A 14,009-nucleotide genomic window follows, 5' to 3' on the forward strand; every position below is an offset into this window, starting at 1 on the left:
TCAGCGGGTGATGCCACGGCTGGATGCCTGGATCGAGTCTCGGAACAACGCCACTTCGGGGATCACTTCGGCATCACCAGCCAATTCGGCAAGTGCCTGCTCGACGGTAAGCCCCTTGCGGTAGACGATCTTGTAGGCGTTACGCAGGGCGGTGATGGTCTCGGCACTGAAACCCCGACGGCGCATGCCTTCGAAATTCATGCTGCGCGCCGCTGCAGGATTGCCAAACACCGTAACAAAGGCCGGTACATCCTTGCCGATAGCGGTGCCCATGCCGGAAAAGCTGAAGGCGCCGATATGGCAGTACTGGTGCACCAGCGTATAGCCAGAAAGGATCGCCCAATCGCCGACATGCACGTGACCGGCAAGCGCCGTGTTGTTGACCAGAATGCAGTGGTTGGCAATGACGCTGTCATGGCCAATATGTGCATAGGCCATGATCAGGTTGTGATCACCGATGGTGGTTTCAGCACGGTCCTGCACGGTACCCCGGTGGATGGTCACCCCTTCCCGGATCACGTTGTGATCGCCGATCACCAGACGCGTCGGCTCACCCTTGTATTTGAGATCAGGCGTATCCTCACCTACCGAAGAAAACTGGTAGATGCGGTTGTGTCGACCTATACGAGTCGGCCCCTTGATAACTACGTGAGGTGCAATCACCGTGCCCTCGCCGATCTCGACGTCCGGGCCGATGATCGACCAGGGTCCGACCTGAACGTCGTCGGCCAGCCGTGCGGCCGGATCGACGATGGCGCGAGGGTCAATCAAGCTCATATCTTCTGTTCCGCACAGATGATTTCAGCCGAGCATACAGGTTTGCCATCAACGCTGGCGCGGCAATCGAACTTCCAGATGCCACGTTTGGCGCTGATAAAGGACGCTTCAAGCACAAGCTGGTCGCCTGGCACTACAGGCTGGCGGAAGCGCAGTTTGTCCGAGCCGACGAAATAGTAGAGCGTGCCGTCAGCCGGCTTCACGCCCATCATCTTGAAACCCAGCAGCCCTGCTGCCTGAGCCATCGCCTCGATAATCAGCACGCCTGGCATGATGGGGTGTCGCGGAAAGTGACCATTGAAGAACGGCTCGTTGATGGTCACGTTCTTGTATGCACGAACACGCTTGTTTTCCGTATCCATCTCCACCACCCGATCAACCAGAAGGAATGGGTAGCGGTGCGGAAGGTATTCGCGAATTTCGTTGATATCCATCATGTAAGGAAAGCCTGTAAAGAGTAGGAGAGCAGCACGCCATCACGGCTGTGCAGCCAACCGTCGATAACGGCTGGCGGAGCAATCAGAGGACAGAGTCAGGCATCTGAAGACAAATCCCCGCTCGGGGTCACGGCAGGCAGGCGTTTTTCCACCTGCTGCAGACGGCGGGCCATCTCGTCCAGCTGACGTATTCGCGCGGCGCTCTTGCGCCATTCGCCGGCCGGCTGCATGGCCGTTCCCGAGGAATAACTGCCTGGCTCGGTGATCGAGCGGGTCACCATGGTCATACCGGTGATGAATACGTTGTCACACACTTCAATATGCCCGACCAGGCCAACACCGCCGGCCAGCATGCAGTTGCGACCGATCTTGGCGCTTCCGGAAATACCTGCACAACCGGCTATGGCAGTGTTTTCGCCAATCTGCACGTTGTGGGCGATCATGATCTGGTTATCCAGTTTCACGCCATTGCCGATGACTGTGTCGGACAGCGCACCGCGGTCGATCGTGGTATTGGCGCCGATCTCTACATCATCACCAATACGAACGCCGCCGAGCTGAGCGATCTTCTCCCAGTGTCCGCTTTCATTGGCGAACCCGAAGCCTTCGCCGCCAATGACCGCACCTGGCTGGATCACTACGCGCTCACCGATGCTCACGTCATGACAAAGGGTGACGCGCGAAGCGAGCCGGCCACCCGCACCCACCCGAGTACGGGCGCCAACGAACGAATGGGCGCCGATCACGACGTCCGGGCCTATCCAGGCGCCCGCCTCGATCACCACCTGAGCGCCAATACTGGCGCTTGGGTCGATCGTCGCAGTCGGATCAATGACAGCACTTGGGTGGACACCAGGCAGCGCCTTGGGGCGCGTCTCGAACAGGTGCGAGATGCGCGCATAGGCGAGATAGGGATTGTCCACGATCAGCGCGGTGCCGGAGAAACCTTCGGCATCCTTCGGCTTGAGCAGTACGGCGCCAGCACGGGTGCTGGCGAGATACTTGCGATACTGGGCGTTGGCCAGAAAGCTGAGCTGTTGCGGGCCCGCATCTTGAAGCGTGGCCAGGCCCAAGACCTTATGCCCGACATCGCCACGCACGGTGGCGCCCAGCTGCTCGGCAAGCTCACCGAGCGTATAGACAGAGCCGTTCATCAGCGCAGTTGGTTCATGCGCTCGATGACCTGGCGGGTGATATCAAGCTGAGGTTTGACATCGACCACCGCGCCGCGCTCAAGAACCAGGTCGTAGTCGCCTTTCTTGATCACTTCCTCGACGGCCTTGTCCAGCTTCGGCTTGAGCTGCTTAAGCATGTCGCGGTCAGCCGAAGCCTTAGACTCATTGAGCTCCTTGGAGAGGAACTGGAAATCACGGGCCTTCTGCTTGAACTCAAGCTCAAGACGCTCGCGCTCGGCCTGCTGCATCTTGTCGCCGTCCTTGCCGAGACGATCCTGGATGCGCTTGGCATCGTTTTCCAGTCCCTTGAGCTTGTCCAGCTGCGGGCCGAATTTCTTTTCCGCGTCGACCGAATAGCGCTTGGCTGCGTCTGATTCGAGCAGCGCCATTTGATAGTTCAGCACTGCGATTTTGACGTCGGCGAATGCAGGGGCTGCCACCAGTGCAGCAGCAACGAGAAGCAGTTGGGTCAACTTACGCACGGTATATACCACTCTTGCAAGAAACCCTGGAGCGAAGCGCCCAGGTCGTTAAAAGGTTTGTCCCAGGGAGAACTGGAATACTTGGGTATCGGATTCATCGGGTTTGACCACCGGCATCGCCAGACTGAAGCTCAACGGCCCCATGGCGGTGATCCAGGTCAGCCCCACACCGACTGAACTGGCCATGTCGCCAAAGTCGATATCACTGCACTTGCTGCCCGAGCCAGACGGGCAGTTGGTGTTGTACACATTACCCACGTCCCAGAACAGGGATGTACGCAGTGAGCGCTGGTCCTTGACGAACGGCATCGGGAAGAGCACTTCCAGACCACCCTGGACCAGCACGTTACCACCAAATGGCAGCTCATCCTGATCGTCGGTACAGCGTCCGGTGGAATCACAGCGCCCTTCCGGCAGAAGGTTACCAGCCGCATCATAGGCCCTGCTCGGAGTACTGCGCGGGCCAAGGCTACTGTCCTCGAAGCCGCGTACCGAGTTAAAGCCACCCGCGTAATAGTGCTCATAGAACGGCAAGGCCGAGGTCGAGCCGTAGGCATCGCCGTAACCCAGGCGCGTATGCATGCGCAAAGTGTAGTTCTGCGTCATGGGCACGAATAGCTGGCCGTTATAGTCGATCTTATAGAACGACAGGTCGCTACCCGGAATGGTGGTTTCAAACACCAGGCTCTGAGAGTGGCCTCGGGTCGCCAGCACACCACGGTTGAGGGTTGACTCTGACCAGCCCACCGATGCCTTGAAGTTCAGGAAGCTATCGCCTTCCTTTTCAATGAAGTCATAAATTTCATCGACGGTGTAACGGCCGGTGTCCAGATCATCCTGCTGAGCAGAAAGGCCAAAGGACAAGCGAGAAGTCTCGCTGATCGGATAGCCAATATTGATACCGCCGCCCAGGCTGTCTACGGAATAGCTGGATACGTCGTAATCCAGTTCGTCGTAGTCGGTAGTGCGGTAGAAAGCGTTGTAGCCAAGGCTGACGCCGTCTTCGGTCCAGTAGGGGTCGACAAAACCGAAGTTGTAGCGCGTCTGGTATTCGCTGCGGGTCAGGCCAATGCTGACGCGGTTACCGGTACCCAGGAAGTTGTTCTGGCTGATGGAGCCACCCAGGATCAAACCAGCGTTCTGAGCGAAACCGATGCTGGCCATGATCGAGCCCGAAGGTTGCTCCTCGACACTGTAGTTGACGTCGATCTGATCGTCAGTGCCCGGCACCTGCGGGGTCTCGACGTTAACTTCCTTGAAGAAGCCGAGGCGCTCTAGACGCGTCTTGGACTGGTCGATCAGGTAGGTCGAAGCCCAGCCGCCTTCCATCTGCCGCATTTCGCGGCGCAACACTTCGTCTTCGGTCTTGGTGTTGCCACGGAAGTTGATACGGTTGACGTAGGCACGCTTGCCGGGGTCGACCATGAAGGTGATCGAAACGGTATTGTCCTCGTCGTTGGCCTCAGGAATGCCGTTGACGTTGGCGAAGGTATAACCCTCATTACCCAGCCGCCGCGTGATCAGTTCCGAAGTGGTCGTCATCACCTTGCGCGAGAAGACCTGGCCTTCCTTCGCCAGCAGCAGCGCCTGCAGCTCCTCCTGGGGAACCTTCAGGTCACCCCTCAGCTTGACGTCGCTGACGGTATAGCGCTCGCCTTCGTCGATATTGACCGTAACGTAGACGTCTTTCTTGTCCGGCGTGATGGATACCTGGGTGGAGGTGATATCCATATTGATGTAACCACGGTCCAGGTAATAAGACCGCAGGCGCTCGAGGTCGCCGGAGAGTTTTTCGCGGGCATACTTGTCGTCATTGCGGAAGAACGACAGCCAGTTGGTGGTCTTCAGCTCGAACAGGTCGGTCAGATCCTCTTCCGCAAAGACGGTGTTGCCTACCACGTTGATGTGCTTGATCGCAGCGACCGAACCTTCGTTGATGGTGATCTTCAAGGCGACACGGTTACGCGGCTGGGGCACGGCCTCGGTTTCGATGGTGGCCGAGTAGCGGCCCTGCCCCACGTACTGGCGCTGCAATTCATTGCGCACGCCTTCCAGGGTGGCACGCTGGAAAATCTCGCCTTCAGCAAGACCTGACTGCTGCAGACCGGTGAGCAGATCTTCGGTCTTGATCGCCTTGTTGCCTTCAATCTCGATGCTTGAGATCGAGGGCCGCTCCACTACGCTGATAACCAATACATCGCCATCGCGGCCCAGCTGAATATCTTCGAAGAATCCAGTGCGGAACAATGCGCGGGTCGCATCCACCAGGCGACGGTCATCGGCAGGCTGGCCCACGTTCAGCGGCAGGGCGCCAAAGACACTACCGGCGGAAACCCGTTGCAGGCCGTTTACGCGTATATCGGAGATGGTGAAGGACTCGGCGTGAACTTCGGCAATCATCAGTGCGGAAATAACCGCAGGTAGCAGCAGACGTTTCATGAAGTCCTTTCTTATTTAACCTGAAAGTTGGACCTGCGCTGGGCAAGGCGTCATCAAGTTGTAGGGCAATTAAAGCCGGCCAATGTCATTGACCAACGCAAGCAGCATCACCCCAATGACCAGGCTGATACCAATCTGTACTCCCCAACCCTGGACCTTGTCCGAAAGGGGACGTCCACGGACCCACTCGACCATATAGAAGAGCAAATGCCCGCCATCCAGAACCGGAATAGGCAAAAGATTGAGTATTCCAAGGCTGATGCTCAGGTAGGCGAGGAAGTTTAGAAAGTCACCCAGGCCGGACTGTGCAGAAGCGCCCGCCACTTTAGCAATGGTTATCGGGCCGCTCAAGTTTTTTACCGAGAGCTCACCAAAGAGCATTTTCTTCAGGGAATCAAGGGTCAGCAGGCTCATCGACCAGGTTCGCCGAAGCCCCTCAGCGACGGCTTCCAAAGGCCCGTAGCTGACGGTGCGCAGCATTTCTTCAGGCCATTCGCCGCCTGCAACCCCGGCCCCCAGATAGCCTCGCAGGTCGTCTCCTTCGCCACGCGCTGCCAGCGTCAGGGGCAGCTCCAGGTAGCGGCCTTCACGCTCCACTTCCAGCAAGGCGGACTTGCCCGGGAGCACTCGGACTCTGTCGATGACTTCCTGCCACTCCTGCAGCGGCTCGCCGTCAAGGCTAACCAGGCGATCTCCCAGACGCACACCGGCGGCCTGAGCAGGACCTTCTGGATCCAGCTGGGCGACTACCGGAACGATAGCCGGCCGCCAGGGACGGATACCCAGCGAGCCGATGGGATCAGGGTCTTCCGCCCCCCTGAGCCAGTCGTTCAGCTGCAACTGTATGGACTGCTCCTGACTGCTATCCAGGTTGCGCACGCGCATTTCCAGCGAGCCGCTTTCACCCAGGCGACGGATCAGCTGCAAATTGACCTCGGCCCAGCCGGAAGTGGGCTTGCCGTTGACTTCGATGATTTCTTGGCCGGACACCAGCCCGGCCTCTTCGGCCAGGCTGCCCACCTCAACCGCCCCAACCACTGGGCGAATCTGCTCGCTGCCCAGCAGCGCCAGCACCCAAAAAAACACCAGCGCCAGCAGAAAGTTGGCCACAGGCCCCGCAGACACTATGGCGAAGCGCTGCTTGACGGTCTTGCGATTGAACGTCTGATCGAGCATCGCGGGCGGTACATCACCTTCACGCTCGTCGAGCATCTTCACATAGCCACCGAGCGGAATGGCCGCGATAACGAACTCTGTGCCGTGGCGATCATGCCAGCGCACCAGGGGGCTGCCGAAGCCCACCGAGAAGCGCAGCACCTTGACGCCGCAACGCCGCGCCACCCAGAAATGCCCGTATTCGTGGAAGGTCACCAGAACACCCAGAGCGATCAGGGTGCCGACAAGCATGTACAGCGCGCTCATAAATTCCTCTGCCTCGAAAGGCCATTTTGCAGCAATGGGCACCACCGCCCGCGTCGGCGGATGCCGGGCCGTTAGCGGTTGTGCCCTTCTAGCCAGTGCGACGCCAACCTGCGAGCCTGCGCATCGGCACCCAGAACATCACCAAGGCAGTGCACCGCAACGCTTGCTTCACGGTTCAGAACGTCCTCGATGATACTCGCGATCTCCGTGAAGCGAATCCGACCTTCAAGGAAGGCGTCCACCGCCACCTCATTGGCAGCATTAAGCATCGCGGGGGCCGTACCGCCATTCTGCGCTGCCTGACGCGCCATGCGCAGGCACGGAAAACGCTGCTCATCCGGGGCATGGAAATCCAGATGCCCGATACGCACCAGATCCAGCGCCGAGACGCCCGAGTCGATACGCTCAGGCCAGGCCAGGGCGTGGGCAATTGGCGTACGCATGTCGGGATTGCCCAGCTGCGCCAGCACCGAACCGTCGACATAATCGACCATGGAGTGAATGACGCTCTGCGGATGAATCACCACCTCGACCTGATCCGGCCGCGCATCGAATAACCAGCAGGCCTCGATCAGCTCCAGCCCCTTGTTCATCATGCTCGCCGAATCCACCGAGATCTTGCGCCCCATAGACCAATTGGGATGCGTACAGGCCTGCTCCACAGTGACATCGCTCAACTGCTCCAGCGGCCACTCGCGAAAAGGCCCACCAGATGCGGTAAGCAGTATGCGGCGTACGCCAACACCCGAAAGGCCTTGGGCATAGTCGCCGGGAAGGCACTGGAAAATCGCATTGTGTTCACTATCGATGGGCAACAGCACCGCCCGGCTCTGGCGCAGCGCCTGCATGAACAACGCGCCGGACATGACCAGCGCTTCCTTGTTCGCCAGCAAGACACGCTTGTCGGCCTGAATCGCCGCCAGCGTTGGACGCAAACCAGCCGCACCGACAATCGCTGCCATTACCACATCAGTTTCCGGATGGGCTGCCACTTCGCTCAAGCCGCCCTCTCCCACCAGCACACGAGTCTGCAGGCCATCGCCGATCAGTTGCTCCTGCAGCACCCGCGCCTGATCGCTGCTCGCCACCACGGCATATCGCGGACGGTGCTGGCGGCACAGCCCGCGCAACTCGGCAATGCGATTGAACGCTGTCAGGGCGAAGGTTTGGTAGCGCTCGGGATGGCGGGCAATAACGTCCAGCGTACTCAGCCCGATGGAGCCTGTCGCTCCGAGCACTGTTATCTGCAAGGGATGGCTCACCAGGCACCCCACCCGGCGAGCCACAACAGAACGGCAAATACAGGAACGGCTGCAGTCAGGCTATCGATTCGATCCATGACGCCGCCGTGACCCGGCAGCAGCTGGCTGCTGTCCTTGATCCCCGCGCTGCGCTTGAACATGCTCTCGGTTAGATCGCCCACCACCGAAATCAGCACTACTACAGCAGCGCCGAGCAGTGCCAGCACCAGCTCACGCGCAGACCAACCGCGATACAGCCCAACCCCGAGCGTAACCAGCAGGCTTGCCAGCAGACCACCCACCAGCCCTTCCCAACTCTTTCCGGGACTGACTTGCGGTGCCAGCTTGCGCCGACCGAAACGCCGACCGGAGAAATAGGCTCCGATATCAGCGACCCAAACCAGCACCATAACGGCGACGATAAGCCAGTTGCCTTCAGGCCAGCGCTTGAGCACCAGCAGTGCTTGCCAGGCTGGCAGCAGAATCAGCAGCCCGATAACCAGGCTGCCTGCGCGCCCGCGCCAGTGGCGCTGACTATCCGGATAATTGAGAACCAGCCCCGTCGCCGCCAGCCACCAGAGCACGCTGGCCGCCAGCAGCCAGGGAGCCAGCGCCGGCAGGCTGTAGAGTACGACCAACAGTGCAACCACCAGCAGCGCATAAGCGACACGCGCCGGCTGAGCCGTGTAGCCGGCCATGCGCGCCCACTCCCAGGCACCAAGGCTTACAACCACACCGATAAATAGCGCAAAGGCCAGCCCTTCGAGCAGGAAAAAGCCGATCAGAGCAACCGGCAGGAGAATCGCCGCTGTGATGATGCGTTGCTTCAACATTCTGCACGAACCTCTGTTTCGAGCTGGTCGCCGGTCTTGCCGAAGCGGCGCTGTCGCCTGGAGTAGTCTGCCAGCGCGGCGCGCATTGCCTCATGCTTGAAATCTGGCCAGAACAGGTCAGAGAAATAGAGCTCGGCGTAAGCCATCTGCCACAGCAGAAAATTGCTGATGCGACGCTCACCTCCGGTGCGGATGCATAGATCCGGCAATGGCAGATCGCCGGTGGCCAGGTAGCTTTGAAAAAGTGCCGGGGTGATTTCACTGGCACCAAGCTGACCGGCCTGAACCTCGCGCGCCATGCGCTGCGTGGCCTGAAGGATGTCCCACTGCCCGCCGTAGTTGGCGGCCACCTGCAGCACAAAACGACCGCTACCGGCGGTCATGGCTTCGGCTTCGGCCATCGCTATCTGCAGTTCAGGATGAAAACGCTCACGATCGCCGATAATGCGCAGACTGATATCGTTCTCATTGAGCTTGCGGGCCTCGCGACGCAGAGCTGTCAGGAACAGCTCCATCAAGGCGCCCACCTCATCAGCCGGTCTTTGCCAGTTCTCACTGGAAAAGGCGAACAGAGTAAGTACCTCAACGCCCTCTTCGGCACACACCTCTATGACGGCCCGTACCGCGTCCACGCCAGCCTTATGTCCGGCCACTCCGGGCAAGAGACGCCGTTTTGCCCAGCGATTATTGCCATCCATGATAATTGCGACATGACGGGGTACATTCCGTCCGGCAATCGGCCTGACCTTTTCCATGAAACGACTACCTGCGCTCAGTCACGCTGCAAAACAATAGAAGAAACGCCCGGCTGCAACTCCCGAATGTGGTGTCGCAGCTCACACTCACCGAACCTGGACGGCCTGGCGCGATGCCAAGGTGAGCCGTACGGGCGTTCAACACGGCGATCAAACGGCCATCAGGTCGTTTTCCTTGACTTCCAGCGCCTTGTCGATTTCCGCAACGTATTTGTCGGTCAGCTTTTGAACGTCGTCCTGACCACGACGTTCCTCGTCTTCGCTGATTTCCTTTTCCTTCACCAGATCCTTGAGCTGCGCGAGGGCGTCACGGCGAATGTTGCGTACGGCAACCCTAGCGTTCTCGGCCTCGGCGCGCGCCTGCTTGGTGAAGCCCTTGCGGGTCTCTTCGGTCAGTGCCGGCATCGGTACGCGGATGGTAGTACCGGCCGTGGCCGGATTGAGCCCCAGATCCGAAGTCATGATGGCTTTTTCAACGGCCTGGATCATGCTCTTGTCGAAAATGGTCAGGGCCAGGGTACGCGAGTCCTCGACGGTGATGTTGGCAACCTGACGCAGCGGCGTGTCGCTGCCGTAATAGGACACCATGACGCCATCCAGAATGCTTGGGTGAGCGCGACCGGTGCGGATCTTGGCAAAGGCGCCTGCCAGCGACTCCAGGCTTTTCTTCATGCGCTCCTGCGCATCTTGCTTGATCTCGTTGATCATTGATTCGGTTCCTCGATCAGTGTTCCTTCGGCACCGCCAAGCACGATATTGAGCAGGGCGCCGGGCTTGTTCATATTGAATACCCGCAGCGGCATCTTGTGATCGCGACACAGGCAGATGGCCGTCAGGTCCATCACGCCGAGCTTGCGATCGAGGACGTCATCATAGGTCAGCTCCTCGAACTTCTCGGCATTTGGATCCTTGAAGGGGTCGGCGGTATAGACGCCGTCCACCTTGGTGGCCTTGAGCACGACGTCGGCATGAATTTCGATGCCACGCAGGCATGCGGCCGAGTCGGTAGTAAAGAACGGGTTACCGGTACCGGCCGAGAAGATCACGACCTCTCCGCTCTTGAGGTGACGCATCGCCTTGCGGCGGTCGTAATGGTCGGTCACACCGACCATGGAAATGGCAGACATCACCAGCGCCGGAATATTGGAACGCTCCAGCGCGTCACGCAGGGCCAGTGCGTTCATCACAGTTGCCAGCATACCCATATGGTCGCCGGTGACCCGGTCCATACCGGCCGCTGAGAGTGCCGCGCCGCGGAACAGGTTGCCGCCACCGATGACCAGGCCCACCTCAACGCCAATCCCGACCAACTGCCCCACTTCCAGAGCCATGCGGTCGAGCACCTTGGGGTCGATGCCGAAATCTTCCGCCCCCATCAGGGCTTCGCCGCTTAATTTGAGCAGAATGCGTTTATAGCGTGGATTGCGTGCACTCATCTGCTGAGCCATTGGCGTTGTCTCTCCTGCGGCATTGTATGACCAGGCTGCATGACCGGCTTAGGCCGCACAAACCCGAAATATCTGCGCTATGACAGCGCAACTGCGTATTGGTGCCAAGCGTTTTTGACCATCTAGTGACAAAAACGATTTCTCTGTCCCAGTTCGACAAAGAGGCCGCGCGCGTGAGCGGGCAGCCTCTTTGACGTCAACAGGAAGCTCTTACTGCTTGGTAGCAGCGACCTGAGCTGCAACTTCAGCGGCGAAGTCGACCTCGGCCTTCTCGATGCCTTCGCCCACTTCATAGCGGACAAAGGAAACGATTTCGGCACCGGCCTTCTTCACCAGGTCACCGACCTTGACTTCCGGATCCATGATGAAAGCTTGCTCAACCAGGCTGGCTTCGGCCAGGAACTTGTTGATGCGGCCCTTGACCATGTTCTCGACGATGTTTTCCGGCTTGCCAGCGATCTTCTCGGCGTTCAGCTGCAGGAAGATTTCCTTCTCCTTGGCAACCAGCTCTTCGGAGACCTGATCCGGAGTGACAACAGCCGGGTTGGAAGCAGCCACATGCATGGCAACATGCTTGGCCAGCTCTTCGTTGCCGCCGTTCAGCACAACCAGAACACCGATACGGTGGCCGTGCAGGTAGGCACCAACGGTATCGCCGGAAACAGAGGTCAGGCGACGGATGTTGACGTTCTCACCGCATTTGGCAACCAGCGCTTCGCGATCGGATTCCTGAGCGGCGATCAGCGGAGCAGCGTCGGTCATGTTCTCAGCGAAAGCTTTCTCGACGCTGTCATTGACGAACTTCTTGAAGTCTTCCTGCAGAGCTAGGAAGTCGGTCTGGGAGTTGACTTCGATGATTACGGCACGCTTGTTATCATCAGCAACCTTGACCGCAATCGAGCCTTCGGCGGCGATGTTGCCAGCCTTCTTGGCGGCCTTGATGGCACCCGCGGCGCGCATGTCGTCAATGGCTTTCTCGATATCGCCACCAGCAGCGGTGAGTGCCTTTTTGCAATCCATCATGCCTTGGCCAGTGCGCTCGCGCAGTTCTTTAACCAGGGCTGCAGTAATCTCTGCCATGTTCGCAAATCCTCTCGATTCGTTATCGACTATCGCCTCCAATGGAGGCGATCAATTCGGAAGTGGCAAAAAGGGGGCATAGCCCCCTTTTTGTTCATCGGGTTCAACTAGGCGATGCTACTCGATCAGCCTTCAGCGGCCTCGGAGGCAGCTTCTTCGACGAATACGTCGGTACCACCACCGGCATTCTGACGGCCACGGATTACAGCATCGGCTGTCGCGCTCAGATAGAGCTGAACGGCACGGATGGCGTCATCGTTACCGGGAATGATGTAATCGATACCTTCCGGGCTGCTGTTGGTATCGACGATGCCGATGACCGGGATGCCCAGCTTGTTTGCTTCGGAGATTGCAATGCGCTCGTGATCGACGTCGACGACGAACATGGCATCCGGCAGACCGCCCATATCCTTGATGCCGCCCAGGCTGCGATCCAGTTTTTCCAGATCACGGGTACGCATCAGAGCTTCTTTCTTGGTCAGCTTGTCGAAAGTGCCGTCCTGGGACTGGGTTTCCAGCTCGCGCAGGCGCTTGATCGACGCACGGATGGTCTTGTAGTTGGTCAGCATGCCGCCCAACCAGCGATGATCGACATACGGCGAGCCGCAACGTGCAGCTTCTTCGCGAACGATCTTGCCAGCGGAACGCTTGGTGCCGACGAACAGAATCTTGTTCTTGCCCGCAGCCAGCTTTTCAACGAACTGCAGCGCTTCGTTGAACATCGGCAGGGTTTTTTCGAGGTTGATGATATGGATCTTGTTGCGCGCGCCGAAAATGTACTTGTTCATTTTCGGGTTCCAGTAACGGGTCTGGTGGCCGAAGTGCACACCGGCCTTCAGCATGTCGCGCATGGTGACTTGAGTCATGATACTTCCTCGGATAAGTCGGGTTAGGCCTCCACGCGCCCCGATATCCAACTCTTTCGAGCACCCAGGATACCGTGTCGACACGTGTGTGGATTAAAGCAAAACGGTGGTCCCCGTTGAGCGGCGCGTTTTATAGCATAAGGCGAGGCCGGACACCATAGGCTGCGAGTACGGAAACGACACTCGGCGCGCGAGCCATCCTCACTGCAGAGTCTCAAGCTGTTAAGATAGCGCCTTTATTTTTCGCACTCCGAGAGTTCCTAATGACTGTCAACATCAAGACGCCTGAAGATATCGAGAAGATGCGTATCGCAGGCCGCCTGGCCGCCGAAGTGCTGGAAATGCTCGAAGAACATATCCGGCCCGGCGTCACCACCGATGAATTGGACCGTATTTGCCACGACCATATCGTCAATGTTCAGCAGGCCATCCCGGCGCCGCTCAACTATAAAGGCTTCCCCAAGTCGATCTGCACCTCGATCAACCATGTGGTCTGCCACGGCATCCCCAATGAGAAGCCGCTAAAGGATGGCGACATCCTCAACGTCGATATCACCGTCATCAAGGATGGTTATCACGGCGACACCAGCCGAATGTTCATGGTCGGCAAGGTTCCAGAGTGGGCTGAGCGCCTGTGCCGAGTGACCCAGGAATGTCTCTATAAAGGTATCGAGCTCGTGCGTCCCGGCGCCCGCCTCGGCGACATCGGTGAAGTGATCCAGAAGCACGCAGAGAAGAACGGTTTTTCCGTGGTGCGCGAATACTGCGGTCACGGCATCGGCAAGGTATTCCACGAAGAGCCTCAAGTGCTGCATTACGGTCGCGCCGGTACCGGCCTTGAGCTGAAGGAAGGCATGACCTTCACCATCGAGCCGATGATCAACCAGGGCCGTGCGGAGACCCGCCTGCTCGGTGACGGCTGGACAGCCATCACCAAGGATCGGAAGCTGTCGGCCCAATGGGAGCACACGCTGGTAGTTACCGCCGATGGCTACGAGATCTTCACTCTGCGCAGTGACGACACCATTCCCCGCACCCGCCCCTGATAACGCCC

At 58.8% G+C, this 14,009-nt stretch carries 14 protein-coding genes; 1 reads left to right on the plus strand and 13 read right to left on the minus strand.

Translation table 11 applies throughout. The features are described from left to right. The 13 genes from lpxA to rpsB form a co-directional block, all read right to left on the minus strand. Entirely contained in the window at window positions 1-777 is a 777-nt protein-coding gene (gene lpxA / locus BN1079_RS07260; RefSeq protein WP_037023303.1) for an acyl-ACP--UDP-N-acetylglucosamine O-acyltransferase, read from the minus strand. Further along, complete coding sequence (gene fabZ / locus BN1079_RS07265; RefSeq protein ID WP_037023304.1) at window positions 774-1,214, minus strand: 3-hydroxyacyl-ACP dehydratase FabZ; 441 nt, start codon at window positions 1,212-1,214, stop codon at window positions 774-776. The genes lpxA and fabZ overlap by 4 nt, the downstream gene beginning before the upstream one ends. A gap of 95 nt (window positions 1,215-1,309) precedes the next feature. Beyond that, the gene (gene lpxD, locus BN1079_RS07270) at window positions 1,310-2,368 is read right to left on the minus strand and encodes a UDP-3-O-(3-hydroxymyristoyl)glucosamine N-acyltransferase (protein ID WP_037023306.1); all 1,059 of its coding nucleotides are present in this window, start codon (window positions 2,366-2,368) and stop codon (window positions 1,310-1,312) included. After that, window positions 2,368-2,871, minus strand: coding sequence for an OmpH family outer membrane protein (locus BN1079_RS07275; protein ID WP_037023309.1), 504 nt, complete (start codon window positions 2,869-2,871; stop codon window positions 2,368-2,370). Before BN1079_RS07275 ends, lpxD begins: the two co-directional genes overlap by 1 nt. A gap of 48 nt (window positions 2,872-2,919) precedes the next feature. Continuing rightward, window positions 2,920-5,310 carry an outer membrane protein assembly factor BamA gene (bamA, locus tag BN1079_RS07280; protein WP_037023311.1) on the minus strand — a complete coding sequence of 797 codons (2,391 nt, stop codon included), beginning with the start codon at window positions 5,308-5,310 and terminating at the stop codon, window positions 2,920-2,922. A 69-nt stretch (window positions 5,311-5,379) separates the two neighbouring features. After that, the gene (gene rseP / locus BN1079_RS07285) at window positions 5,380-6,732 is read right to left on the minus strand and encodes an RIP metalloprotease RseP (protein ID WP_037023312.1); all 1,353 of its coding nucleotides are present in this window, start codon (window positions 6,730-6,732) and stop codon (window positions 5,380-5,382) included. A gap of 71 nt (window positions 6,733-6,803) precedes the next feature. Next, window positions 6,804-7,994, minus strand: a complete 1,191-nt coding sequence (gene ispC, locus BN1079_RS07290; RefSeq protein ID WP_037023313.1) for a 1-deoxy-D-xylulose-5-phosphate reductoisomerase — start codon at window positions 7,992-7,994, stop codon at window positions 6,804-6,806. Further along, entirely contained in the window at window positions 7,991-8,806 is an 816-nt protein-coding gene (locus BN1079_RS07295; RefSeq protein ID WP_037023316.1) for a phosphatidate cytidylyltransferase, read from the minus strand. Before BN1079_RS07295 ends, ispC begins: the two co-directional genes overlap by 4 nt. Next, window positions 8,800-9,561, minus strand: a complete 762-nt coding sequence (gene uppS, locus BN1079_RS07300) for a polyprenyl diphosphate synthase (protein ID WP_037023318.1) — start codon at window positions 9,559-9,561, stop codon at window positions 8,800-8,802. The genes BN1079_RS07295 and uppS overlap by 7 nt, the downstream gene beginning before the upstream one ends. 150 nt (window positions 9,562-9,711) lie before the next feature. Next, on the minus strand, window positions 9,712-10,269 hold the full coding sequence (gene frr / locus BN1079_RS07305) for a ribosome recycling factor (protein ID WP_037023321.1): 558 nt from the start codon (window positions 10,267-10,269) through the stop codon (window positions 9,712-9,714). Then, window positions 10,266-11,009 carry a UMP kinase gene (gene pyrH / locus BN1079_RS07310; RefSeq protein WP_037023322.1) on the minus strand — a complete coding sequence of 248 codons (744 nt, stop codon included), beginning with the start codon at window positions 11,007-11,009 and terminating at the stop codon, window positions 10,266-10,268. Before pyrH ends, frr begins: the two co-directional genes overlap by 4 nt. A 210-nt stretch (window positions 11,010-11,219) precedes the next feature. Next, window positions 11,220-12,089, minus strand: a complete 870-nt coding sequence (gene tsf, locus BN1079_RS07315) for a translation elongation factor Ts (protein ID WP_037023324.1) — start codon at window positions 12,087-12,089, stop codon at window positions 11,220-11,222. A gap of 125 nt (window positions 12,090-12,214) precedes the next feature. Next, complete coding sequence (gene rpsB, locus BN1079_RS07320) at window positions 12,215-12,955, minus strand: 30S ribosomal protein S2 (protein ID WP_037023326.1); 741 nt, start codon at window positions 12,953-12,955, stop codon at window positions 12,215-12,217. A gap of 263 nt (window positions 12,956-13,218) precedes the next feature. Between rpsB and map the strand changes: the two genes are divergently transcribed. Next, on the plus strand, window positions 13,219-14,001 hold the full coding sequence (gene map / locus BN1079_RS07325; RefSeq protein ID WP_037023327.1) for a type I methionyl aminopeptidase: 783 nt from the start codon (window positions 13,219-13,221) through the stop codon (window positions 13,999-14,001). Window positions 14,002-14,009 lie beyond the last annotated feature (8 nt).

It is taken from the genome of Pseudomonas saudiphocaensis (assembly GCF_000756775.1).
GTDB lineage: Bacteria > Pseudomonadota > Gammaproteobacteria > Pseudomonadales > Pseudomonadaceae > Stutzerimonas > Stutzerimonas saudiphocaensis.